At 62.8% G+C, this 23,296-nt stretch carries 17 protein-coding genes; 10 read left to right on the top strand and 7 right to left on the bottom strand.

The genetic code is table 11. The features are described 5' to 3' along the window. Nucleotides 1-10: 10 nt before the first annotated feature. On the bottom strand, nt 11-760 hold the full coding sequence (locus tag L1080_RS26955; protein WP_284709049.1) for an HpcH/HpaI aldolase family protein: 750 nt from the start codon (nt 758-760) through the stop codon (nt 11-13). Nucleotides 761-1,038: 278 nt separating this feature from the next. After that, complete coding sequence (locus L1080_RS26960; RefSeq protein ID WP_159926608.1) at nt 1,039-2,253, bottom strand: amidohydrolase family protein; 1,215 nt, start codon at nt 2,251-2,253, stop codon at nt 1,039-1,041. Nucleotides 2,254-2,663: 410 nt separating this feature from the next. Here L1080_RS26960 and L1080_RS26965 point away from each other — a divergent pair, with 410 nt between their 5' ends. Beyond that, nucleotides 2,664-3,335 (top strand): FadR/GntR family transcriptional regulator, encoded by a 672-nt coding sequence (locus tag L1080_RS26965; protein WP_236603320.1) that lies wholly within the window; start codon nt 2,664-2,666, stop codon nt 3,333-3,335. Between the two features lie 6 nt (nt 3,336-3,341). Here the strand turns inward: L1080_RS26965 and L1080_RS26970 are convergent, their stop codons facing one another. Next, nucleotides 3,342-4,937, bottom strand: a complete 1,596-nt coding sequence (locus L1080_RS26970; RefSeq protein ID WP_308202219.1) for a class I adenylate-forming enzyme family protein — start codon at nt 4,935-4,937, stop codon at nt 3,342-3,344. Between the two features lie 236 nt (nt 4,938-5,173). Between L1080_RS26970 and L1080_RS26975 the strand changes: the two genes are divergently transcribed. Continuing rightward, nucleotides 5,174-7,183, top strand: a complete 2,010-nt coding sequence (locus tag L1080_RS26975) for a helix-turn-helix domain-containing protein (RefSeq protein WP_250777096.1) — start codon at nt 5,174-5,176, stop codon at nt 7,181-7,183. A gap of 21 nt (nt 7,184-7,204) precedes the next feature. Here L1080_RS26975 and L1080_RS26980 read toward each other — a convergent pair whose 3' ends face one another. Continuing rightward, complete coding sequence (locus L1080_RS26980) at nt 7,205-10,486, bottom strand: protein kinase domain-containing protein (protein WP_250777095.1); 3,282 nt, start codon at nt 10,484-10,486, stop codon at nt 7,205-7,207. A 458-nt stretch (nt 10,487-10,944) separates the two neighbouring features. Here L1080_RS26980 and L1080_RS26985 point away from each other — a divergent pair, with 458 nt between their 5' ends. After that, a complete protein-coding gene (locus L1080_RS26985) occupies nt 10,945-12,387 on the top strand; it encodes an MFS transporter (RefSeq protein WP_236603319.1) in 1,443 nt (480 codons plus the stop codon). Nucleotides 12,388-12,996: 609 nt separating this feature from the next. Here the strand turns inward: L1080_RS26985 and L1080_RS26990 are convergent. Next, nucleotides 12,997-13,278, bottom strand: coding sequence for a hypothetical protein (locus tag L1080_RS26990; protein ID WP_250777094.1), 282 nt, complete (start codon nt 13,276-13,278; stop codon nt 12,997-12,999). A gap of 214 nt (nt 13,279-13,492) precedes the next feature. On the opposite strand from L1080_RS26990, the gene L1080_RS26995 reads away from it, so the two are divergent. Continuing rightward, nucleotides 13,493-13,792, top strand: a complete 300-nt coding sequence (locus tag L1080_RS26995) for a hypothetical protein (RefSeq protein WP_159926598.1) — start codon at nt 13,493-13,495, stop codon at nt 13,790-13,792. Between the two features lie 88 nt (nt 13,793-13,880). Here L1080_RS26995 and L1080_RS27000 read toward each other — a convergent pair whose 3' ends face one another. Next, complete coding sequence (locus L1080_RS27000; RefSeq protein ID WP_250777093.1) at nt 13,881-14,924, bottom strand: helix-turn-helix domain-containing protein; 1,044 nt, start codon at nt 14,922-14,924, stop codon at nt 13,881-13,883. Nucleotides 14,925-15,497: 573 nt separating this feature from the next. Here L1080_RS27000 and L1080_RS27005 point away from each other — a divergent pair. The 6 genes from L1080_RS27005 to L1080_RS27030 all read left to right on the top strand — a co-directional run bounded on the left by L1080_RS27005 (nt 15,498) and on the right by L1080_RS27030 (nt 21,891). Further along, a complete protein-coding gene (locus tag L1080_RS27005) occupies nt 15,498-17,051 on the top strand; it encodes an amidase (RefSeq protein ID WP_159926594.1) in 1,554 nt (517 codons plus the stop codon). Between the two features lie 258 nt (nt 17,052-17,309). Then, nucleotides 17,310-18,368, top strand: coding sequence for an aliphatic aldoxime dehydratase (gene oxdA / locus L1080_RS27010; protein ID WP_159926592.1), 1,059 nt, complete (start codon nt 17,310-17,312; stop codon nt 18,366-18,368). Between the two features lie 80 nt (nt 18,369-18,448). Further along, entirely contained in the window at nt 18,449-19,072 is a 624-nt protein-coding gene (gene nthA, locus L1080_RS27015; RefSeq protein ID WP_250777092.1) for a nitrile hydratase subunit alpha, read from the top strand. A gap of 26 nt (nt 19,073-19,098) precedes the next feature. Next, nucleotides 19,099-19,737 carry a nitrile hydratase subunit beta gene (gene nthB, locus L1080_RS27020; RefSeq protein WP_250777091.1) on the top strand — a complete coding sequence of 213 codons (639 nt, stop codon included), beginning with the start codon at nt 19,099-19,101 and terminating at the stop codon, nt 19,735-19,737. A 115-nt stretch (nt 19,738-19,852) separates the two neighbouring features. Beyond that, on the top strand, nt 19,853-21,064 hold the full coding sequence (locus L1080_RS27025) for a GTP-binding protein (RefSeq protein WP_250777090.1): 1,212 nt from the start codon (nt 19,853-19,855) through the stop codon (nt 21,062-21,064). 500 nt (nt 21,065-21,564) lie between these two features. Further along, nucleotides 21,565-21,891, top strand: coding sequence for an alpha/beta fold hydrolase (locus L1080_RS27030; RefSeq protein WP_250777089.1), 327 nt, complete (start codon nt 21,565-21,567; stop codon nt 21,889-21,891). An 89-nt stretch (nt 21,892-21,980) separates the two neighbouring features. On the opposite strand, the gene L1080_RS27035 is transcribed toward L1080_RS27030, so the two are convergent. Further along, nucleotides 21,981-23,201, bottom strand: coding sequence for a helix-turn-helix transcriptional regulator (locus L1080_RS27035; protein WP_250777102.1), 1,221 nt, complete (start codon nt 23,199-23,201; stop codon nt 21,981-21,983). Nucleotides 23,202-23,296: the final 95 nt, after the last annotated feature.

A 23,296-nucleotide genomic window follows, 5' to 3' on the forward strand; every position in this document is an offset into this window, starting at 1 on the left:
CTCTGATATTTCAACGGTGCACTGAAGGTCGGCCGCAGGGCTGGACCATCGCCGACGTCGAGTCCGCAGTCAAGGCCCCTTCGACAGTCCTACGAAAATCCCCCACCGATTTGCGGATGAAGGAGAAGACCCCACCATGGACGATCAACTGCGCTCCCAGTTCAACCTCGGAGGCAATAAGATGGGGGCTCGGCTGGAACACGCCGTAGGCAATTCCGCGTTCGGCACAAAGCGCACGCACCCGTTCCTGCGCCTCGAGCACAAGGTGGTGTCGCGGATCTCCGGGCACTCCATACAATTGGGCAAGGTCCCCGTGCCCCACCAGTGCCAGGCCGATGCCCGGAAGTAGAAGCTCGTCCAACGCCTCGACCGCTTCCGGGGTTTCGATAATCAACCCAACAAGCAGATTCTCGTTGGCCCAGCGCATGACGTCTGTCGCACTGGTGACCTCCTGATAATTGACGCCCGCTCCGCCGACCAAGGCGACGCCGCGTCGACCCCTTGGATGATAGAACGCCAGGTCGATGAGGTGCTCGACCTCCGACGGATGTCGCACATGCGGAATCAGCAAGGATTGACATCCCCCGTCCAGCAGACGAGTGATCCAGGCGTAGTCGATCTGGGGTGGCCTGACCAACGGACTGATTCCGGCGGCATGGGCATGCGCGACCAAGTCGAACACCGTCTCGGTGTTGTGAAGATTGTGCTCTTGGTCGATGAACACCGTGTCTGCACCCGCAGCGGCCATGGCGTACACCATTCCCGGGTCGCGCGCCTCATTAAGACTGCAGCCTAACGCGATTCGACCAGATTGTAAGGTTTCCAATAGGTGGTTACGTCTTAAGATCATGGCGATAGTTCTCCTCGCTCTCGGACGGCGAGTAGCAGTCGCCGATCAACGCACGGATACACAATTCCGCTGGGTGGCTGGCAGGTGGCGATGGTCCGGGTGTTTGGATGGGCGCTCTGGGGCACCGTCGGGTGCGGGTGGAGTGCCCCAGAGCGCCCGGTTCTTGTTGGTGGTGGTGTGGGGTGTGGTCAGCTGGTCAGGCTGGGCAGGGCTTGGCTGGGGTTGACTCCCTGTTTTTCCATGGCCTTGCCGTAGAGGCGGGCGGCGTTGTCCCACAGGACGGCGCGGCGGACCTCTTCGGGCTGGCGGCCGAGGACGAGTTCGATGTTTTCCGCGAGGGTGGGCCGGTGGAAGCTGGTGGGGTGGGGGAAGTCGGTTTCGAACATCAGTGGCTTGAGTGAGAGCGTCTCGAGGTGGTAGTCGTCGAGCTGTTCGAACCAGAAGTTCAGCGATACCTGCCGTTTGAAGAAGTCGCTGGGGAGCATGTCACCGAACTCGGGGTGCGAGCGGAACACGCCGTTCTTCTGGAATCGCTTGTCGAGGGCGTCGAGAACGAACGGGGCCCAGCCGATTCCGCTTTCCACGGAGACGAACTGCAGGGTCGGGAACCGGGCGAGGATTCCGGAGACGAGCAGGTCGCTGACGATGACGGCGTTGGCGAGGTAGATGTGGGGTCCGTCGGCGGCAACGCGCACACCGCCGACCAACCCGTCGTCCTCGTCGTGCTTGAGCATCTCGCGGAAGTCGCCGCTGGCGGTGTGGAAGCTGACCGACAGGCCCGCCTCCTCGCAGGCCTTCCACAGCGGATCCCACTTGCGGCTGCCCAGGGGCGCTTGACCGTGCTCGTGCGGGGCACCGGTGGTCACGATGCCGCCGAAGCCGGAATCGGCGAGGCGTTCGATCTCCGCGACCGACGCCGCCACGTCCCAGTACGGGATCACCATCATCGGGATGAACCGGCCCGGGTACTTGGCCACCCATTCGAGTTGGAAGTCGTTGTAGGCGGCCAGGTGCGCGATCGCCAGGTTCCGGTTGGGGTGCTGCACGAACGGCTTCCAGTCGAACCCGGCGAGGTTCGGGTACAGCACCTGCATCTCGAAGCCCTGATCGTCCATGAACTTCACGCGCTCGTCGACGTCGTAGGTCGCCGGATGGGCTTCGTCGAGGCGGGTGGGACCGCTCCCGTCGTGCAGCTCGGAGTTGAAGTTCTTCCAGTTCCAGTTCGCCCACGTCCACGCGCCCTTGAGCGGTTGATCACCGAAGAACCACAGGTCCGACTGGGTCTTCTCATCGAACTTGACGTGCAGAACGTCCGCGCCCCACGCCTTCGGCAGGCGTTCGGTCCACAGATCCGCCGGCTCGATGAGATGGGTATCAGTGTCGATAACCCGGTACTTACTCATGGCACCACAATCCTTTGCTGACTCAGGAACAGTTCCTATAGATGATCTACAGCAACTGGGTCTTGTGTCAACCATCACTTTCCGGGGCACGCCCACCACCGGCTGAAACACCTGCTCAACACCCTGCGCAGCAGTGCGCACACATGACCCCGGAAGGCAGACCACCGTCGGATCGATTCCTCCGAAGCGGGACGGCCCACTCGTCGGGCCCGATTCCTGGCAAGTTCGTCAGCGCTGAATTTTGGCCACGGCGGAAGGGCCGCCTCCCGAGTTGTTCTCGTGTAGGCCGCGATCTCGGGATGTGTTGAGGCACCATCGATTCGTCGGCGGTGCCGACGAATTGGCCACCTCACCCGTCTTCATCGCTTCACGCAGCGGTAATCCCTAGGGCGAGGGCTATCATGAGCGTTATGAAAGTTGTTGGCCGGAAGACTGCGCGACTCGTGGCGGGTCGAATCGTGCAGGACATTGGAGACGAAGGGCTCTCTCGGCTTCCCTCGGAAGCGGAGTTGCTCGAACGCTACGAGGTCAGCCGGCCGTCGCTTCGCGAAGCTCTTCGTATTCTCGAAATGTACGGAGTCATCTCCATTCGACCCGGCCCGGGTGGGGGTACCCGAGTAAATCAGGTCGCAAGCTCGCAATTTGCGAGCGCTTCATCGTTGTATTTCCATCTACTCGGCCTGACGCTCCGAAATGTGCTGAACACGCGCCTGCAGGTCGAGCCTTTGATGGCTCGGCTCGCGAGTGAACGCGTGAAGTCGGGCATACCCTGGGATCCTGAGGAGGCGGACGGGGACAACGCGGAGTCCGGTAGTTTCCACTTTTCAGTGGCCCGGTTCACCGGCGACCCGATTTTACTGTTATTCGCGGACGGACTCCGCAGCATATATGTCGATGAATCCGCCGACGAGAAGATTCCCCGAGAAGAATTGCCGGTATCGCACGATCAAATCGCCGACGCCATCAAGAGTGGTGACTCTGAAAAAGCTGAGCGCCTCATGCGTGATCATATTCGGAGTTATGTCGACGCGTTGGAGAAGAATTGTCCCGAGGTGCTGGACCAGGTAGTGGACTGGAACTAGTGACCGTTACGCGTCCTCGGACTTCAGCTGTGAGCGTCTGATCTTACCGACACTTGTTCGTGGAAGTTCCGCCACCTGGTGCCAATCGCGTGGACATGCCTGTGGTGGAAGGTTGTTCGATGCCCAAGCGGTGAGCTCGTCGATGTCGAGCGGAGTCTCCACGTTGCGCGCTACTACATAAGCGACGGGAACAACGTCCCGAATGGGGTCCGGCCGCGGGACGACCGCGACCTCCAGGACACCGGGTGCCTGCGCCAATGCGGCCTCGACCTCGGTGAGGCTGACGTTCTCGCCGGACACCTTGATGACGTCGTCGACCCGGCCGACGAATCGCAGGCGCCCGTCTTGATCGGACACCACCAGGTCGCCAGTTCGTAGCCACGTCTCGCCGCCTTCTTGGAGAAGTGCGGCCGACGTCGCCTTCGGGTCCGAGAGATAGTCCTGAAAAAGGTCACACCCGGGGGTGCCGGCCACCAGCAAGAGGCCGGGGGTCTCCGTGTCGACGGGCTCAAGGCTGTGGGGATCGACAATGGCGGTTCTGCGTCCTGCGTCGCTGGGGTTGCCGATGAAGACCGGACTCGCGTCTTCGGGGCTTTCCGCCGTGACCATGGCAACGGTTTCGGTCATTCCGTACAACTGGCGCGGTGCACATCCCACCATCGACGCGAACTCGTCGAAGTGACCGGGAGCGAGGCTTTGGGCGAACCACACATGCCTGAGATTCAATTGTGGTGTGTCCTCGGGACGCCGCGCAAGAATCATCCGAATCGGTGCCGCGAACAAGCTGGCGTGGGTGGCCTCGAGTCGGGCGGCCTGCTTCCCCCACTGAGAGGCCGAGAATGTGTGGGTCAGGGCCACACTCGCACCCACGGCGATCGCAGGAGCGAAGCAATAGTACTGGGCGTTCGCATGGAAAAGTGGGAGTGTGACCAACCAGCGGTCCCCCGGTCTCAGGTCGGTGGCCTTCGCCATCGCCTGGGCGACGTGTGCATAGTTGCACTGCGTCAGCACAACAGCTTTGGGCTCAGATGTCGTTCCGGACGTGAACATCACTGCGAGTCGGTCATGCGGGCCTGGTTCGTCGAGAAGACGTGGGAGGCGGTCGCGGGAGACCAGGACGCTGCCAGGAAGCACGTCGACCGAGTCTTCCTTCAGGACAAGAAGTTCTATATCGAGTGCCGACCCCACACCCTCGTCGGACGCACGCTTGACGCCCTGGAGGTACGTGTCGGCATTCCGGGAACCGCACAGCGCCACAGTCGGTGTCGTTCGACGAATATGCATCGCGATGTCCCTGGCGGAGGACGCCGGATCGGCGAAGATGGCGGTTGCGCCGATGCGCGCCGCAGCGAGCCACACTGCCACGAAGGCGGGACGATTCTTCAAGACGACGTGGACTGCTGACCCGGGCATCGCTCCCGCCTCTTCGAGCGCGGCGGCCGTCGAATCGACGATTCGATCGAACTCCTCATAAGTCCATTGCGTGACCTCGTTCGTCGACCCTTCGAAGACCAAGAAGGTCTCGCTCGCGTGAACTGTGACCGTCTCGTTCCAGGTTCGTGCGAATGTTGCGCAGGCAACGGCGTCCAACGTGCACCTCACAGATTGTCGTACATATCTCGGATCGTTCTCGGTGCCTTGTCGTGCACCCACAACGTTCGGTCTGCCCTACACTTCGTGCGTCGATCGGGCCTCCGCCGAAGCCTACGTTCGTCGCGTCCGTGTCGATATGTCCGATGGAGACGGTACTTGCGCCGATTCTGGTCCGTGGTGGACATACACCGTATGGTGAAGGCAACTGCTGCGGCTGAATGCGCGCAGGATGAGATGAGGCGATCATGAAACACGAATTGCGGCTCACATCTTCCGAGAATCTGGCGGGTGGCACAGCCACCGACATCCTGCGAGTCGCTTCAGAGCTGGTGCGCGCCGTCTCCCGCACGGGTTCGGATCTCGGGGAGGTCGAGCGCACTGTCGTCGAGATCTTGAGCGCGGCTTCGGAGCTCCCGGTCAGCGCTGAGGAGCCGGGGTTCCATCCGGCCCTGCTTGCTCTCCTCAGAGAAGTCGCCGGTCAGCACGAGGCGCGAGATGATCGGTATCGAGCACTGTTGGACACCGTCGCTGACATCACCTCGGAAGACGATCCGGACAGGCTTCTCGGCGGTATTGCCGATCGTGCGCGGAGGCTTCTTCGCGCCGACGTCGTCTACCTCTGGTTAGCGGAACGAGACGGTGAATACGCTTACCTGGGTGCGACCTCGGGGGGCATGACTTCCGAGCTTCTCGATCTGCGTGTACCGGCGGGGATGGCGATGACAGGGCGGATAATAGAGAGCGGAATGCCGTTGATCGTTTCGAGGTACTTCGGCGATCCGAATTTTGTTCATTTTCCAGACGTCGACCGGGTCATGGAGCGGGAGAAAATCGTTGCGACCGTCGGCGTGCCCCTGGTGAACGGATCTAAACGGCTCGGTGCGTTGATTGCTGCCAACCGTGACGAACGTTCCTACACTCCATCGGATCTGGATCTTCTGCATTCGCTGGCCGGGCATGCCGCCATCTCGATCGAACGCTCCAGGCTTGCCGAGGAAACCAAGACTGCACTCCGGTCACTCGAGGACGCGAACCGCGAGCTGGCCCGGAGTAACGCCGAGTCCGAGCGCGCGACCACGGCGCACTTCACGCTTTCCCAGGTCGCCTTGGCCGGCGGAAACATCGACAATCTCGTTCAGGAAGTCGTCAAGATCGTCGGCGGTGAGCTGGCTGTGTTCGATCCGGACGACCGCCTACTCGCTGACGCAGGCGACCTCAGCGGAACTGCGCAGCCTCCCGAGTTGATTCGTCTCGCCGCTCTCGCGCGGACCACTCAAACGTCCGGGAGCCTGGTAGCCATCCCGATCTTGGCGGCCGCCAGACTTCTCGGCATTCTGTACTACCAAGGTGACGGGACTCCCGCGAAGCCAGACATTCAGATCCTCGAACGTGCAGCAGTCGTCGCCGCTTTGCTTCTACTCTTGGCCGAGGCAGAGGCCGGAGCCGCGGGTTTTCGTCGCGACGACTTCATCGACGATCTCCTGTCTGGTGACGAAGCTCCCAGCCGCCTGATCCACCGAGCCGCGCAGCTGCGAATGGAACTGCGTCAGCCGTACACCGTTCATGTCGTGCGAGCACCCTTGCAGCAACGTCGGCTTGCTTACCTCGCAGACGAAGCAGCGAAGATTCGAGGGGGCTTGGCCGGGCAAAGCCATATCCTCCAGCGCGGAAACAAGTCGGCGGTAGTAGCCCTGATACCAGGAAATGATCCGCGGTCGAATTCCGCGGAGCTGTCCTCGGCAATCGCACGCGCTGGACGGGTGACGCCATCGGTGGCCGGCGCGGGACCGACGCGCGCGGTAGCCGGCGTTCGTGAGCTGTTCGATGAGGCGGTGACCTGCAGTGATGCGATGGAACGGATACAGGGCGGTGCCATGTCGGGCACCTTGGAAGATCTCGGGTTCGTCGGACTGGTTCTGAGTAATCGACCGAATGTGGACCGATTCGTGCGGACGACGCTCGGCCCGGTGGCCCGGTACGACGTGGCACATCACACCGAATTGTTGGGCACTCTCGAGGCCCTCCTTGCAACGGATGGAAGTCCGACAGCAGCGTCGGAAGTTTTGCATGTTCACGTGAGTACGGTGAAACAGCGAATGCAGCGGTTGAAGGACCTATTGGGAGACGATTGGAGAACTGTGGATCGAACGAGCGAACTCCGTCTCGCGTTGAAACTTCATCGGCTCAATCAGAACACACTGGAGGCTGGTGCCCAGTCGGCTCCGCACAGGGGCGATGCCTCGGCCGGCAGCTAGTCGAGCGGTTCTGTTTCGTGGCTAGGTAGAAGTCTGCTCGACTACCCACGCTGCGATCTGCGCGCGGCTGGTGAACCCGAGCTTGGACAGAATGTGCTCGACGTGGCCTTGAACGGTGCGCGGGGAAATGACCAATCGGGTGGCGATGGCCCTATTGGTCAGGCCCTCCGCGACGGCCTCTGCTATCTGACGTTCTCTCTTGGTCAACTTCGCGGTCTCCCCAGGTGTGGGCGGCGGCGTGGGCGTTTTCTCGCCGAGGGCATAGGCGATGGCAGCATTGAATCCCAGGCCTCGGCCGTCCCTTCGGGATGCCGCGAATGTCGGTTCGCCGAGCGCGAGCAGCGTCCTGAGCTCGCACTCGTCGTGATAGTGGAGCAGGTTCGGGAACCACAGCGTGAAAGTCCCTACGGACTGCGCCATTTCCTCCGCGGCACCTATCAGTACAGCTGCACGCCGCGCATCTTTGTTCTCGGCTGCGACCCAGGCAAGGACCTCGAGGCACGTTGCGGTCGTACGGAGATCGCCTACCTCACGGGACAACTGCAGTGCGTGCCGCAGCAGTTCAACCGTGCCGGGGTGGTCTGATCGTCGCCATGCGGCGATGCCCAGTGCCCGGAGGGTCGCGGCGCGGTGCACGACCTCGCCGCAGGACTCGGTGATCGCGAGTGCCTGTGAATAGCACTCGTTCGCTCGTCGTTCGTCACCCGCCTGGTCACATGCCCGTCCGAGCATGTGGAGCACCTCGATGTGCGAGAAATCGTGAGCGCCGAACTTCTCGATCGCGGTTTCCAGCAGTGATCGCGCCCGCGCGAAATCGCCGCGATACAGAGCGAGTGTTCCTTCGGCTCGGGCGACGAATGCATCTGCCGTCGAGTCGGAAACCCGTTGGGCCACCATGCGTGCCTCGGCTACCGAGGCGGAGGCCGCGGTCAGGTCGCCCTGCAGTTCGGCCAGGACGCTGTGTGCATGCAAGGCCTTCACCCGCTCCACCGTCGGAGTCTTCCACGGCGCAGCAAGGAGTCGGTCGAGCCAGCGCCGACCCTCGCTGAACAGTCCGCGCGCCTGCCAGAACGGCTGGAGGGCGGCGGCGATCGTCAGTCCGATTCCAGGATTGTCACTCAGGCAGAACTCCATCACCTCGCGAAGGTTGGTCTGTTCGCGATCCAGGCGGGAGATCCAGTCGAGCTGTCGGGGGCTGATCCACTCCGACTCCGCCTCGAGCGCCAACTGCCGGTACCAGTCTCGGTGGCGACAGCGCAGATCTGCGTACTCCTCGTTTCTCTGCGCGAGTTCCCTGCCATAGTCCCGCAGGATGTCGAGTAACCGGAAGCGCACTACTGCGCCGGACTCCTCCCGAATAAGGATCGACTTGTCGACCAGAGAGGTCAGCGCATCGAGTACCTCCTGCGCATCCATGTCACTGCCGCAAATCTGCTCGGCCGCATCCAGTTCGATGCTCCCCGCAAACACCGACAGCCGGGCCCACAGCAACCGCTCTACGGGGTTGCACAAGTCATAACTCCAGTCGACGCACAGACGCATCGTTTGCTGCCGGGTCGGGGCGGTTCGGCTGCTGCGGGACAGCAGCGTGTAGCGGTCGGTCAGCCGCTGGAGGATTTGCTCTGGCGACATGGCTCGCACCCGTGCCGCAGCGAGTTCGATGGGCAACGGTAATCCGTCGAGCCGATGGCAGATCTGGGCCACCGTGCCCGCGTTGTCCTCGGTCAGTGTGAACGTCGGGAGAGCCGTGGCGGCGCGTTCGGCGAACAATGTCACGGCGTCGTAGCTAGGTGTTCCTCGAAGTGAGGGCACGCGCTCGGGAATGGTGAGCGGCGGGACGCGCAGAACAGCTTCCCCGGCGATGCCGAGAGGCTCGCGACTGGTGGCGAGGATACGCAATTGCGGACAACCGCGAAGAAGGGTTGCGGACAGCTCTGCCGCCGCGTCCACTACCTGCTCACAGTTGTCGAGCACCAGTAAGAGCTCGCGTGCAGCCAGAAAGTTCAACAGTCCGTCGCGCTGGTTGCTCGCCCGTTGATCCCGTAAGCCTAAAGCTGCAGCCACAAGGTCTGCCACCAATGAACCGTCCGATAGCTCGGCGAACTCCACCAGCCATACTCCGTCGTTGAATCCGCGTCGCACACTGTCAGCTGCCCTGAGTGCGAGGCGTGTTTTGCCGACGCCTCCGAAACCGGTCAGTGTCACCAAGTGCGATTTTTCCAGGAAGCGTTTCACTTCCGACAGTTCATGCCTGCGACCGACGAAACTAGTCAGCTCCACCGGCAAGTTTCCTGTCGTCCTGCCCGGCAACCGAGTCGGGCCAGGATAGGAACTGCCTCCGGCGGGACGAACAACCATGGAGTTCGGCAGGGCCTCTTGTGGCCGCTCACCTCCGGAACCGGTGTGGAGCGCCATGTCGTCGACCGCGAAACCGTGGTCGAATTGCGCGCGCCGGAGGGCCTCACCGAGGGTGGCGGCGGAGTGCCGGTCTGGTGCGGAAGTGGCCATCGCCCGTTCCACCGCCGCACTGACGTCGTCAGCGATGTCCTGTTCCCGAAGGTCCGGAACGGGCTCGGTGGTGATGCGAACGAATTGCGCGACCAGCTGCTCACCGCTGCGCCGCTCGAAAGCAGCATGACCGGTCAATGCGCAGAAGAGAGTGGCGCCCAGCCCATAGACGTCCGAGGCCGGGCTCGGCGACTTCCCGGCTAGAACCTCGGGCGCGGTAAACGCAGGTGAGCCGGTGACGGTACCGGTGGCGGTTTCGAAACTCCCCTGAATGCGCGCGATACCGAAGTCAGCCAGTGCGGGCTCGTCGTAGTCGGAGAGCAAGATGTTCGCGGGTTTGATATCGCGGTGCAGGATGCCGAGCCGGTGCGCTGTTTCGAGGGCGCCCGCGATCTTCACCCCGAAGCGAAGGGCCTCGTCCAGTGGGAGAGGTCCGTGCCGGCGGACTCGCGTGTCGAGGCAGCCACGGGCGTAGTAGGGCATCACAAGAAAAAGCCGGCCACTGTCCGTGGTACCTATCTGCAGGACGTTCGCGATGTTCGGGTGCCCTGTCAGCCTCCCCATCGCCCGCTGTTCGCGAAGGAATCGTTCCCGATTCTCGTTGTCGTCGAAGTCTGCGGTAAGAACCTTCACCGCGACAGTGCGGTCCAGAGCGGTCTGCGTGCAGCGATACACGACGCCGAAGCCACCGCGCCCGATTTCCTCGGCATCGGAAAATCCCGCCGATTCCAGGTCCGTCACCAACACAGCGTTGTCGACACGCTGTGTTGCGAAGGGATCATTGTCGGTCGCCATCTACGATGCGCTCTTCGCCCTGTTGAGGGATTCGACGAGGTGTCGGCCGACACCTCCTGGATCACCAGGATATCGCTGGACGCATCACCCAACAGTGTGCGACGGCCGTGGGCTGAAGGCCGCAAACTGCAAATTCGACGGCCCCGTAATCCTCGAATGCACCGTCACGCACTCGCTCTAACGGCTGGCTACCCCCTCGGGGACACAAAGTCGAGGGCAGTGTGTCTCCGGCGGACATTTGTCATTGCTCCAACCAGGAATACTGTCTCTGTGTGTCGCGGATCACCACGGTCTCGCACGTCCGAGCTGACGGCCTGGCTGCCCGATCAGCTCTGGTCCCGACCAACCCTGCTCGCCGGAACCAAGGAGTCGCGCTACGCAACAGAAACTAGATGATCAGTGAAGTTCAGTCGGGTGCAATCGACGGCAATCACCATCATCTCTCCGGAGGACCAGAAGTGACATTATCCGAAAGATCGCAGGGGCGCCGCGTCAATCCAACGCTGACGCTTGCGGTCGTTGTTGCCTCAGTATTCGCCTACAAGGGTCTTGAATCGATCCTTTCCCCTGCTCTGCCGCTGATTCAAGAGTCCCTCGGCGCAACAGAAGCACAGATCGCGTGGGTAATCACCGGTGTGCTGCTCACGGGTGCGGTGGCCACCCCGTTGATCGGCCGCCTGTCTGACATTCGCGACAAGAAGTCGATCCTCCTTGCCGTACTGGCAATCGTCGCAACCGGAACCGCAGTCTCGGGTCTTTCGAACTCGATCTTGATGCTTACCTTGGGACAGCTCCTGCAGGGTGTTGGCCTTGCGGTGGTCCCCCTTGCCTTCGGAATTATTCGCGATACTCAGACCGAAGCCCGGATCAAGTCGGGCAATGGTTCGGTCATTGCCTTCATCTACGCTGGGACGGCGTTTGCGCTCGTCGGCTCCGGGCTGCTCGTGAGCGTTCTCCCCTGGCGTTGGTTGTTCTCGGTCCCCTTCGTGATCATCACCATCATCTTCGTCGCCGCGTGGCGCCTGGTCCCATCATGTCCACCTGCCAATCACGGCCGCGTCGACTACACGGGCGCCACCTTCCTCGGCAGCGGAATGGCCGTCATTCTCATCGGCATCACCAAGGCGCCCGAGTGGGGTTGGCTCTCTGTTGAATTCGGAGCAACCGTGCTCGCGTGCGTTGCGCTGTTGACAACCTTCGTCGTCCTCGAGCTTCGTTCGTCCGAGCCGCTCATCGACGTGCGCTTGCTTGCGACGCGGCCACTTGCAGTGAGCTGCCTCGTGTATCTGCTGTGCGGGTTCGCTACGAATGCACTGTTTCTGGCGGTACCCATGCTGGTGCAGCAACCGACCGACACAGGGTTCGGTCTCGGCGCCTCCGAGTTCACGACGAGCCTTCTCCTGCTCCCCCTCGGCTTGGCCGGCGCCGTTGTAGCACCGCTGACCGGTTGGCTCGATCTTCGGGTCGGTGGACGAACTACCATGCTCACTGGTGTCATTCTGGCCGGGGCGTCGTTCGTCCTTCTTCTCACTGCAGACGGACATTTCCTCATGGTCATGGGAGCGACCATCCTCATCGGCGCTTCGGGTGGGATCACACTGACGCAGGCAATGAACACAGTGGCGTTGACGTCTCCGGTCAGCCGGATCGGGGCATTCAGCGGTCTCGCGTTTGTCGTCAAGGCGGTCGGTGGCACACTCGGCGTCCAACTTTCGGGAAGCATCCTCACTACCGGCACCAGTACGGCTGCTCCGACCTGGACTTCCTTCACGATCGTGTTCGTGATGGGCATCGTCGTCACAGCGCTGGTTGCCGTCAGCTGCTTGCTTCTGCCACGGAAAGTGACAACTTCGGCACAAGGAGCAGAACCACTGGTCACCACCAGGGTTTCGACCGACTGAACTGACCCCCTGGTTACGTCAGAAGTAGTCGTCGACTCGACGTCGTCGAAATTCGGGTGCGGCAGTCTCCGGTGAGTCCGCCATTCCGCCGACTGCCGCACCTTCACGGGTGACCACATCAGCAAACAGACCGCCAGGTAGAAGCGGATGCCAGAAAGCTGTCCCTTGAAGCCAACAAAGAACGGCGCAGACTCTACGGGCGTCGAAACCTCCACGCGCGAGTATCGGAAATTGCGCCGGACCAAACACACCAGGCGACAGATACAGACGGAGTACAAGTCCCGAGGAGAAGCCGCTCGATTCATCGAATTCGCTCGAGCGTGGACTCCCTACGGCGGTGCGACTGACGAGGACATCTTCGTCAGCTTCGGCATGACACGTACTCGCTTCGTACAGATGCTTGGCCACTTCATCGTCGAGGCCGGCCTCGATGCCGAAACTGTCAGAGAACTCGCCGACACCTATCCGTACCCGCCCCCTCAGGTCGATCGATGACCTGACACAGCCGACTCGGCAACGACAAGGACATCGCTCTCGTGGCTTCTTCACCACCGGCCCCGATGTTCCGCGGCGCGCGGTGACGGATGCACCGGTGTCCGTCGCTTCGAGTCACGGGTCCAGTTGTGCGCGTATGAGCGAGTCGAGTCGCTGCCATGCCGGGGACGAGGCGTTGACAGTCTGTTGGATCAGGGCCGGGATCTCGGAGGCTTCATGCAGCTCCGGGAGTTCGCCCTTTCCGTAGCGTTCCTGCGTCGCCGCCACGATCCGGCGCGCGAGGTCGTCGATACGGGGATCATCGGCGTCGAGGTCGTACGCGTGGTCGTAGTCGCGGAAAAGCTGTCGGCGCAGCGGGTCGGCAAGAATGTCGGCTTGGTCGTGAAACAGTGTCATCGCATGGTCCGGGTGGGTGGCGAACACGAGGATCCACAGGTCGTGTTGCAGGTCGACCCAACGGGGTGTGAATCCCCATCGGGCAAGGTGTTCGAGATGGATACCGACCTCCGTGGGCAGCGGCGCCCACGTATCTGGCCAGCTGGCCGATGGTGATCACCCGGCCAATCGTTCCACTTGACCTTTCCCCTGGGGAAGGTTGCAGAATGGCCACATGGAGAACATCGATCGGGAGACCCTGCGCGCGCTGGCCGATGAGGGCAACGAGACCGCTCAGGACCGGTTGGCCGACCTCGCCGACGCGGCCGGCGACCTCGCGGAGCTGAGGGAGTTGTTGGACGAGGGATCCATGCGCGCCGGGCTTCTGCTCACTCGACGCGCAGTGTCGGCCGGCGACCTGCGCGAACTGCAACGGATCTCCGACGCCGGCTACGACGAGGCAGGCAGCGAACTGGACCGGCTACTGAAAACGCCTGCCGACGAGGGGAATCGAGAATCCGACCGGCCCCGGTAGCGGCGCTCGTTGCGCACTCAGTAGTTCAACCACATCTCTTGTTGCTGCACAGTCGAACCGGCTCTGGTCGAGTATTTCGGTCCATGGTTCATCGATGTTGTTCGCGGTACCGGCTCGGACTGATGCCGTAGGTCGCCGTGAATGCTCTGCTGAAGACCGATAGATCGACGAATCCGAACTGGAAGGCGATGTCGGTCAGGGATCGGGATCTGTTGCGTGGAGCCATCATCGCACGACGACAGGCCTCGAGCCGGTGCTCGCGAATCGTGGCCGCAGCGGTTGCGCCGAAGCGTGCGAACACTCTGTGAACGGTACGAGTGGAGACGAAGAACGCCTGGGCGATACCGCTGGGCGACAGATCCGGATCGTCCAGGTGGCGTTCGATGTGCTGCACCATACTTACGTAGAGGTCTCGCAGACCTGGATCAGGGTCCTTGGATTGACCTTCCTCTTGGGCCGCCGTGATGGCCAGGTCCGCCAGCCCGCTTGCCAGGCCGATGGCACCGGCGGACGATACCTCCCCATCGGCCACCAGGAGGGTGGAGAGCATCGGTGAGAGCAACTGTCCCACGGGTGAGGTGGATCGTACGGTCCGCGCCGTCAAGTCCTGCAACTGAGTCTCGGTGAGCGACAACGAAGCCCGTGGCCAAGTGAACACGCGCAGGTGCCACTCCGGATGCAAACTCCAGGTAAATGGCCGCGAAGTCTCGTAGAGGGCGAAATCTCCCGGGCCGAGGGTGCACGTGCGCCCGTCCTGGATGAGCTGCCCCTCACCGGCGACGACCATGCCGATCTGCATCAACTCGAGCGGATGGCGGTTGGCAAGCCTGGCCGTTCTGCGGAAGATCTGGGATGTGGCCGTGACGTCGGCCGCCATCAGGTGCGCGAAATGGCGGGTCTGCACCGCCCCGGTAAAGTTCTCTGGCTCGATCGGCGCGATGTCCAGTGCCACGAACGTGTCGCGGATCGTTTCGATCCAGGTGCCGAGCGCGGTGGTTCGCACCACTTCGCGGCCCTGGCGGGGTGTCGATGGGTCTGGAGCAGGCGCTACCTTGATCAACTCGTCCGAGCGGCGGCAGTCCGGGCAGTCATCGTCCACCATGTCACCATCCGGCGGCGGCAACGACGACATGAACGGCTCCTTCTGCTCGCGCGAACACCACGCTAAGAGCGATGAAATCACATGTCAACCTGCACGGATTGCCTACGTCGAAGCGGCATGCCCCCGACCCGGCGGCGAGGAGCAGGCAACGCTTTGTGGACGAGCCGCCTCACCGCGCGGTGCTATGACCCGATCCGCTGAGTCCTCCATTCCCACTCAGGTGATTGGCCACTGCGACGAGTGTCGCAACGTGCAAAGTTGGCTGGCGCTCAGCGTCAAACGCCACGCCCCGGAAGCGCCTACCGTTCGAGTACGCCGGAAATGCCGGGGGTGTTCAAGGATCTCCTGGACTGAAGATGATGTGTGCTGGAGGCTGCGCAAATGTGGACGAACAAGTCATCGACCGCGCCTGCCCCGTCGGATGGTTCATCGCCACCGAGACACCTGATGCCTGCTCGCGAGCACGCGGCCTCGTCAACGGCCCCATCCGACCCCTGCCACTGCCGATGAGATCTACTGCCCCGGCAGCACAGGACTCTCAACTGTCCTCGGAACATGCCCCTGCGGGCGTGCCGCGGTTCAACCGAAGGAGACACAGTTTTCATGTCGACATTGCCCCCACCCGATTCCGCACGCCTGGCCGCGCTTGACCGGCACTTTCGGTTCGGTCTGTCCGCAGCGGAACTCGAGGAATTTGCGCCTGCGGTCGAAGCGTCCCTCGGTGCGTCGACCGCCGTCGAGGACCTCTATCGGCGCTCTGCCCCACCGACCCCGCAGCGGGAATGGGCGCCGGCCGCACCGGAGCGTAACCGTCTCGGTGCCTGGTACGTCACCACCGAGATCGCCGGCGCGCCGGACGGTCCACTGTCTGGAAAGACGTTGGCAGTCAAAGACAATGTCGCGGTCGCCGGTGTCCCGATGATGAACGGATCCCGCACCGTGGAGGGTTTCATCCCTCGCCGCGATGCGACGGTGGTCCGCCGACTCCTCGATGCCGGTGCGACGATCACCGGTAAGGCAGTGTGCGAGGACCTGTGTTTCTCCGGGGCCAGTTTCACATCACAGCCCGCACCGGTCCGCAACCCATGGGATCCTACACGCAATTCCGGCGGCTCCTCCAGCGGCAGTGGAGCACTCGTTGCGAACGGAGACGTCGATATGGCCGTCGGCGGCGACCAGGGCGGCTCCATCCGGATCCCCGCAGCGTTCTGCGGAACCGTCGGTCACAAGCCGACGCACGGACTGGTCCCCTACACCGGGGCGTTTCCCATCGAGCGAACCATCGATCACCTCGGCCCGATCACCCGCACCGTTGCCGATGCGGCCGTCATGCTCGGTGTGCTGGCAGGACCCGATGGCGCCGATCCCCGTCAACCGACCGTGATCGAGGTCGTCGATTACCTGTCGGCGATCACACAATCGGCGGACGGGCTCCGTGTCGGTGTCGTCACCGAAGGCTTCGGCACACCCGTGTCCGATCCGGACGTCGACGCTGCCGTCCATACCGCGGTCGACGTCCTGCGCGGTGCCGGACTGGCGGCGGAGGAGGTGTCGATTCCCTGGCATCTCGACGCCGTGCACGTGTGGAACGTTATCGCCACCGAGGGCGCCGCCTATCAGATGCTCGACGGCAACGCCTACGGGATGAACACCGACGGATTCTACGATCCGGAGCTGGTCGCGCACTTCGCCGCCCAGCGCCTCGCCCGCGGCCACGAGCTGTCCAAGACCGTGAAGCTGGTGGGGTTGTCGGGTCGCTATACCTTCGAGGTCGGTGGCGGAAAGTACTACGCCATGGCCCGCCAGCTCGTCCCCGAGTTGCGCGCCGCCTACGACGCCGCGCTGGCCTACTACGACGTCCTGGTCATGCCCACCGTCCCCTACACGGCCCGAGAGATCCCCCCGGCCGATGCCGGCCTGGCCGATTACCTGCACGTCGCGCTGTCGATGGTGGGCAATACTGCCCCCTTCGACGTCACCGGGCACCCGGCGTGTTCGGTTCCAGCCGGTCTGGTCGGCGGCCTGCCGACCGGTTTGATGATCGTCGGCAAGCGTTTCGACGATGCCACGGTCCTGCGCGTGGCACACACCTATGAACAGGCGGTCGGCGTATTCCCCACGCCACCGGCCGCCGCGACCGCAAGAAGTCTCGCGTAAACGAAGTATTAGTCTTCAGGACACGGACGGGCTCGGCCTTGTCCTGGCGCGGACGAACTTGTCTTCCGTGCCAAATAGGAGAAGGCCGCGATTCCGGTCCGTTTCCGGCAATTCTCGGGCTTCTTCACTGACTGTCGCTCATCGTCGAACTATCAGTCGCTCGTGGTCAAATTCACACCGTCAGAGGACGGTAGCTTCTGACCTATACGAGTTCCCGAGATTCTCTCGAAGCCCCAACTCGATGAAACAGGAGTCCTTATGGAATCTGCAATCAGCGACCACCTCGTATGTCCCCGAACATTGAACCGACGTGTGCCCGACAACTACCAACCTCCCTTCCCTATGTGGGTCGGGCGCGCCGATGAGACACTCCAGCAGGTGGTGATGGCGTATCTCGGCGTGCAGTTCCGCGGCGACGAACACCGCCAGGCCGCGCTTGCGGCAATGCGCGGCATCGTCTCCAGCTTCGATCTGGAGGACGGCCCGCTGCACCACGACCTGACCCACCATGAGGACAACCAGGGTTACGAGAACCTGATGATTGCGGGGTACTGGAAAGACGTTGCTGCCCAGTCTCGGTGGATGAGAAGCTCCAATGTTGCCGACTGGTGGGCATCGGACGAACGACTATCCGAGGGGCTAGGTTACTTCCGTGAGATAGTCGCCCCTCGGGCCGAGCAATTCGAGACTTTGTACGCCTTCCAGGAAGACCTTCCTGGTATCGGCGCGGTGATGGACGGGATCAGCGGCGACATCAACGAGCACGGGTACTGGGGCTCGATGCGCGAACGTTTCCCGCTGTCCCAAACTGATTGGATGCAGCCTTCGGGCGAATTGCGCGTGATCAGTGGTGATCCTGCCTCGGGTGGTCGGGTAGTGATCCAGGGCCACGACAACATCGCATTGATTCGCTCCGGTCAGGATTGGAAGGAGGCCGAATCGGAAGAACGCGCCCTGTATCTCGACGACATCCTCCCCACATTGCAGCAGGGCATGGACTTTCTCCGTGACAACGGTGAGACGGTCGGCTGCTACAGCAACAGGTTCGTGCGCAGTATCGACTTGGAAGGGAACTTCCTCGACTCGAGCTACAACATCGGGCAGTGGGCTTCGCTCGACCAACTGGAGCGTTGGGCAGAATCCCATCCCACCCACCTGCGAATCTTCACTACCTTTTTTCGAGTCGCGGCCGGTCTGTCGAAGCTGCGTCTGTATCACGAGGTTTCGGTAGCCGATGCACGCGACCAACTGTACGAGTACATCAACTGCCATCCCCGGACCGGCATGCTGCGCGATGCACAAACAGTGGACATTTAGCCGCTGACCTACCCCACAGCGCGTCCCGACACACCAAATTCCCACTTCGTACGTACCAGCCCCTACAGAAAGTGGAAACAATGACCTCAACGATCGAACACACACCAGACAATGCGGCGCCAGCTCAAGCCCCGGCGTCGAATCGCGCGTGGGCACTGTTCCGTGCCCTCGACGGAAAGGGCCTGATCCCCGAGGGTTACACCGAAGGGTGGAAGAAGACCTTCGAGGAGGACTTCAGCCCGAAACGCGGCGCCGAACTCGTCGCGCGGGCCTGGACCGATCCGGAATTCCGCGACCTGCTTCTCACCGACGGCACCGCGGCCGTGGACCAGTACGGCTATCTGGGGCCTCAGGGCGAATACATCGTGGCGCTCGAAGACACCCCCACCCTCAAGAACGTGATCGTCTGCTCCCTCTGCTCGTGCACCGCCTGGCCGATCCTCGGGTTGCCGCCGACCTGGTACAAGAGCTTCGAGTACCGTGCCCGCGTGGTCCGTGAACCTCGGAAAGTGCTGTCCGAGATGGGCACCGATATTCCGGACGATGTCGAGATCCGCGTGTACGACACCACCGCCGAGACCCGCTACATCGTGCTCCCCCAACGGCCCGCCGGCACCGACGGCTGGACCCAGGAGCAACTGCAGCAGATCGTCACCAAGGATTGCCTGATCGGGGTCGCAGTCCCGCAGGTCCAGGCCAACTGAACCACCGAACCAAAGGAGATAAACCCATGGATGGAGTACACGATCTCGCCGGTGTTCAAGGATTCGGCAAGGTGCCCCACACCGTCAACGCTGATATCGGGCCCACCTTTCACGCCGACTGGGAACACCTGCCCTACAGCCTGTTCTTCCTCGGAGTGGCGGAGTTGGGGGCCTTCAGTGTCGACGAGGTCCGCTACGTCGTCGAACGGATGGAACCCCGCCATTACATGATGACGCCCTATTACGAGAGGTACGCCATCGGCGTTGCCACCCTCATGGTCGAAAAAGGCATCCTCACCCACGAAGAACTCGAAGCGCTCGCCGGGGGCCCGTTCCCACTGTCCCGGCCGGCCGAGTCGGAGGGCCGTCCAGCCCGCACCGACACCATCACCTTCGAGGTCGGGCAACGTGTCCGGGTCCGCGACGAGTACGTCCCCGGGCACATCCGCATGCCGGCCTACTGCCGCGGCCGGGTCGGGACCGTCACCCACCGCACCGGCGACCAGTGGCCCTTCCCCGACGCCATCGGCCACGGCCGCAACGACGCCGGGGCGGAACCGACCTACCACGTTCAATTCGCGGCCGAAGGCCTCTTCGGTGACGACACCGACGCCGGCAGCGTCGTAGTCGACCTATTCGAGGGTTACCTCGAACCGGCAGCCTGACCCGCTCCCACACTGTCACCAACTGCGTCGGCGGGTACGCATCCCTGGTTCGCGTGCCCGCCGCCGCCACCTCCACCGCCGGGATCTCCCCGACCTCTCGGAAGGATTCAACGCAATGGCCGACACGCGACTTCCCGTGACCGTGCTGTCAGGATTTCTCGGCGCCGGGAAAACCACGCTCCTCAACCAGATTCTGCGCAACCGTGAAGGCAGGCGGGTGGCCGTCATCGTCAACGACATGAGCGAGATCAACATCGACAGCGCCGAAGTCGAACGGGAGATCGCACTGAGCCGCTCACAAGAGAAGCTCGTCGAGATGACCAACGGCTGCATCTGCTGCACCCTGCGCGAGGACCTTCTCGCGGAGGTCAGTGCACTGGCCGCTGACGGACGATTCGACTACCTCCTGATCGAATCGTCCGGCATCTCCGAGCCGCTTCCGGTCGCTGAGACCTTCACCTTCATCGACGCCGACGGACACGCGCTGGCAGATGTCGCCCGGCTGGACACCATGGTGACCGTCGTCGACGCCCACAGCTTCCTCCATGATTACCAGACCGGTGGCCGCATCGAGGCCGACGCACCAAACGACGAACGCGACATTTCCGACCTGCTGGTCGATCAGATCGAGTTCGCCGATGTCATTTTGGTCAGCAAGTCCGACCTCGTCACAGCAGAGCACCTGACCGAACTGATCGCGGTCCTGCGCTCACTCAATCCCACTGCCCGCATACAGTCGATGTCCCACGGCCTGATCCCGCTCGACACCATATTGGACACCGGCCTGTTCTCCTTGGAGAAGGCCGCCCAGGCGCCCGGATGGCTCCAAGAACTCCAGGGAGAACACACCCCCGAGACGGAGGAATACGGAATCAGTTCCGTGATCTACCGTGAACGCGCCCCCTTCCACCCCGGGCGGCTGCACCAGTTCCTCACCGGCGAATGGGCCAACGGGCGTCTCCTGAGAGCCAAAGGCTACTTCTGGAACGCGAGCCGATTCACCGAGATCGGCAGTATCTCCCAGGCCGGCCATCTGATCCGGCACGGCTACATCGGACGCTGGTGGAAGTTCCTACCCGAGTCCTACTGGCCTGGGGACGAGTATCGCCGCGCGGGAATACTCGACAAATGGGAAGAGCCAGTTGGTGACTGCCGGCAAGAATTGGTTTTCATCGGCCAAGGAATCGACCCCGACGCACTGCGCGACCAGCTCGACGCGTGTCTGTTGACCACCGCCGAGATCGAACTCGGCCCCGACATCTGGACAACATGGGCCGACCCACTCGGCGACAATCTTACCGACCAGGTCACCCGCACGTTTGCCTGAACAAGCGCCATCTGACCTCCGCCGTCTCGCTGGCACCAAATGCCAACCGATCACCTGGTTAGGAACCCGCGCGGTTCCCGGATTCTCGGTCATGAGACATGACTAACCCGTACTGGGTCAGTCGGACCCATCCTCGCCGGAACTCTCGCCGAGAAGGCGAACAACTGCGACCTTTCCAAACCGGTGCAACGATGGCTGATCGCAGCCGGATGGACGGTCACACCCGATCTCTTGTGCCCGGATGTCATGAGATGGCGCAGCCGGAATCGGTTCCGAAGTTCAGTGGGTGGCTGAGAGCGGTGTGGATGCGCGGCGTGTACGTAGCGCATCGCGGTCACAGGTGCTGATTGCCATAGGTCAGCCCACGTGTCATCCAAGAACCCGAAGCGATGTCAGGCAGCATGCCAATCACGCGAGCACCTCCCACCGTGCCAGAAGCGGTACGCCGATGACGTGGCTTAATTTTGGCCACGTTGGCCGCGACATCAACAGGAACCCGAGTGCGCTGGTTATCCAGCTGCGACAACAACTCTGTCGATCACACGCACCACGGATTCGTAACCGAAGACTTCTTTGACACCAGGCGCAGCGCTCCCGCACCGACCACTCTGATCTACGGCGGCATCAGCCCGGTGGTCACACCGGCTGACGCGAAGGAAGCGGCACTAGCCAATCCGGCCACACAACCGATCGAGGTGCCCGGCGCCGCCCATATGCTGTTCTGGGACGAACCGGCCGCAGCAGTGCAGCACTGCGGAAGTTCTTGCAGCAACAAAAGCTGGGACCAACTCCTCGCACTCAGCGCGGCCGAGCCGTTCGAGAAATGACATTCGATCATTCGTCGTGGCCTGATGCCGCCGCCGGCTCCGCGAGCGGGAACACCATGGCCCTCGATTGCGCCGGCCAGACACTGGGTCTACGGCACGATGCCGGCGCGCGCTGCAATGGCCCCGGCCTCTCCACGGTTGGCGACGTCGAGTTTCTCGAGCACTTTGGCGACGTGGAATTTGATGGTGCTCTGGCTGATTCCGAGTTCTTCGGCGATGGTGCGGTTGCGTTTGCCCATTGCGAGGTGGGCGAGGACTTCGAGTTCACGCGGGTTCAGGGTGGAGAGTAAGTGCTCGTCGGGTCGGGCGGCGGGTGGGTCCAACGGAATGGTAAGCGTCACCCTGCTCCCCCACGCGGGGATGGATTCGATGTCGATCCGCCCGCGCAAGGTGTTCAGGCGCCCGGACAGCTGCCGTGTCAGGGCGTTTCGGTCGATGTTGCCGGGACCCTGGTCGCGGACCTCGATCAGGACGTTGTCGCCGTCGCAGTCCCACGCGATCCGCATTCTGGTGAGTACCGGTTGGGCGACGAATGCCAGCACGATGGCCCGGACCATCGCCCGCGCCGCGTGCGCCACCTCACCGGGGAGTGGACGGCCGTCGGCCGGCGGTTCGATGTATTCGACGTCGACCTCACGGTGCTTGAGCAGTGGCCGCAATTCCCCGTGCAGTCTGGCGAATGCGGTGGTGACCGCTTCCTCGGAAAGGACACGATCCGCGGCACTTGCGGACCGTAGCGAAATCAAGGCGGCCGAGGCTGTTTCGCTGGCGGTGATCCGCGAGCGGCGGTCATCGAGATCGTTCGAGCGCAGGGTTCCGAGGATCGAAGAGAGGGTCGCCTCGTGAACCTCGGTCAATTCGGCAATGGTGCGGGCACGTTCACTCGACGCGGCCCGTGACTCGGCGAGATAGTCGGGGCTGGCCTGCGCCACCTGGTGCTGGATCGACGTGGCGACGATCCCGAACACGGCGGCGACCTCATCGGGGTCGGGTGTACCCGTCTGAGACGGCCGCGGAACCAGGACCAGCAGGGTGTCGCAGACGTCGCGGATGGCCCACACTCGGCGGCGGACGCCGGCCAGCATGGCGACGCCGTCGTAAACGCCACCGGGTTCGAGGGATTGCTTGATCTCGTCGAGTTCGTCGATGGTGACCCGGTCGACGATCTCGCGCTTACCGGCTACTTTGCGGGGACGCCCGGTGCACTCGCGGGTGAAGATGACCAGGGCTTCGTGCGGCCACAACTGGCCGAGGAACCGGGAGAAGCGCGTCGCGATGTCCGGGAGCGGTCCCGTGATCACCTTCCGCATCTCCACCCAGGGGTCGACCTGCAACCGAACAGAGTCCTCCGTACTTACCACGCATTCACCGTATCGCCGGCAGGGACGGGCGGGCACTGGCCAAT

This window comes from Rhodococcus sp. MSC1_016, assembly GCF_023667485.2.
Lineage (GTDB): Bacteria > Actinomycetota > Actinomycetes > Mycobacteriales > Mycobacteriaceae > Rhodococcus_F > Rhodococcus_F oxybenzonivorans.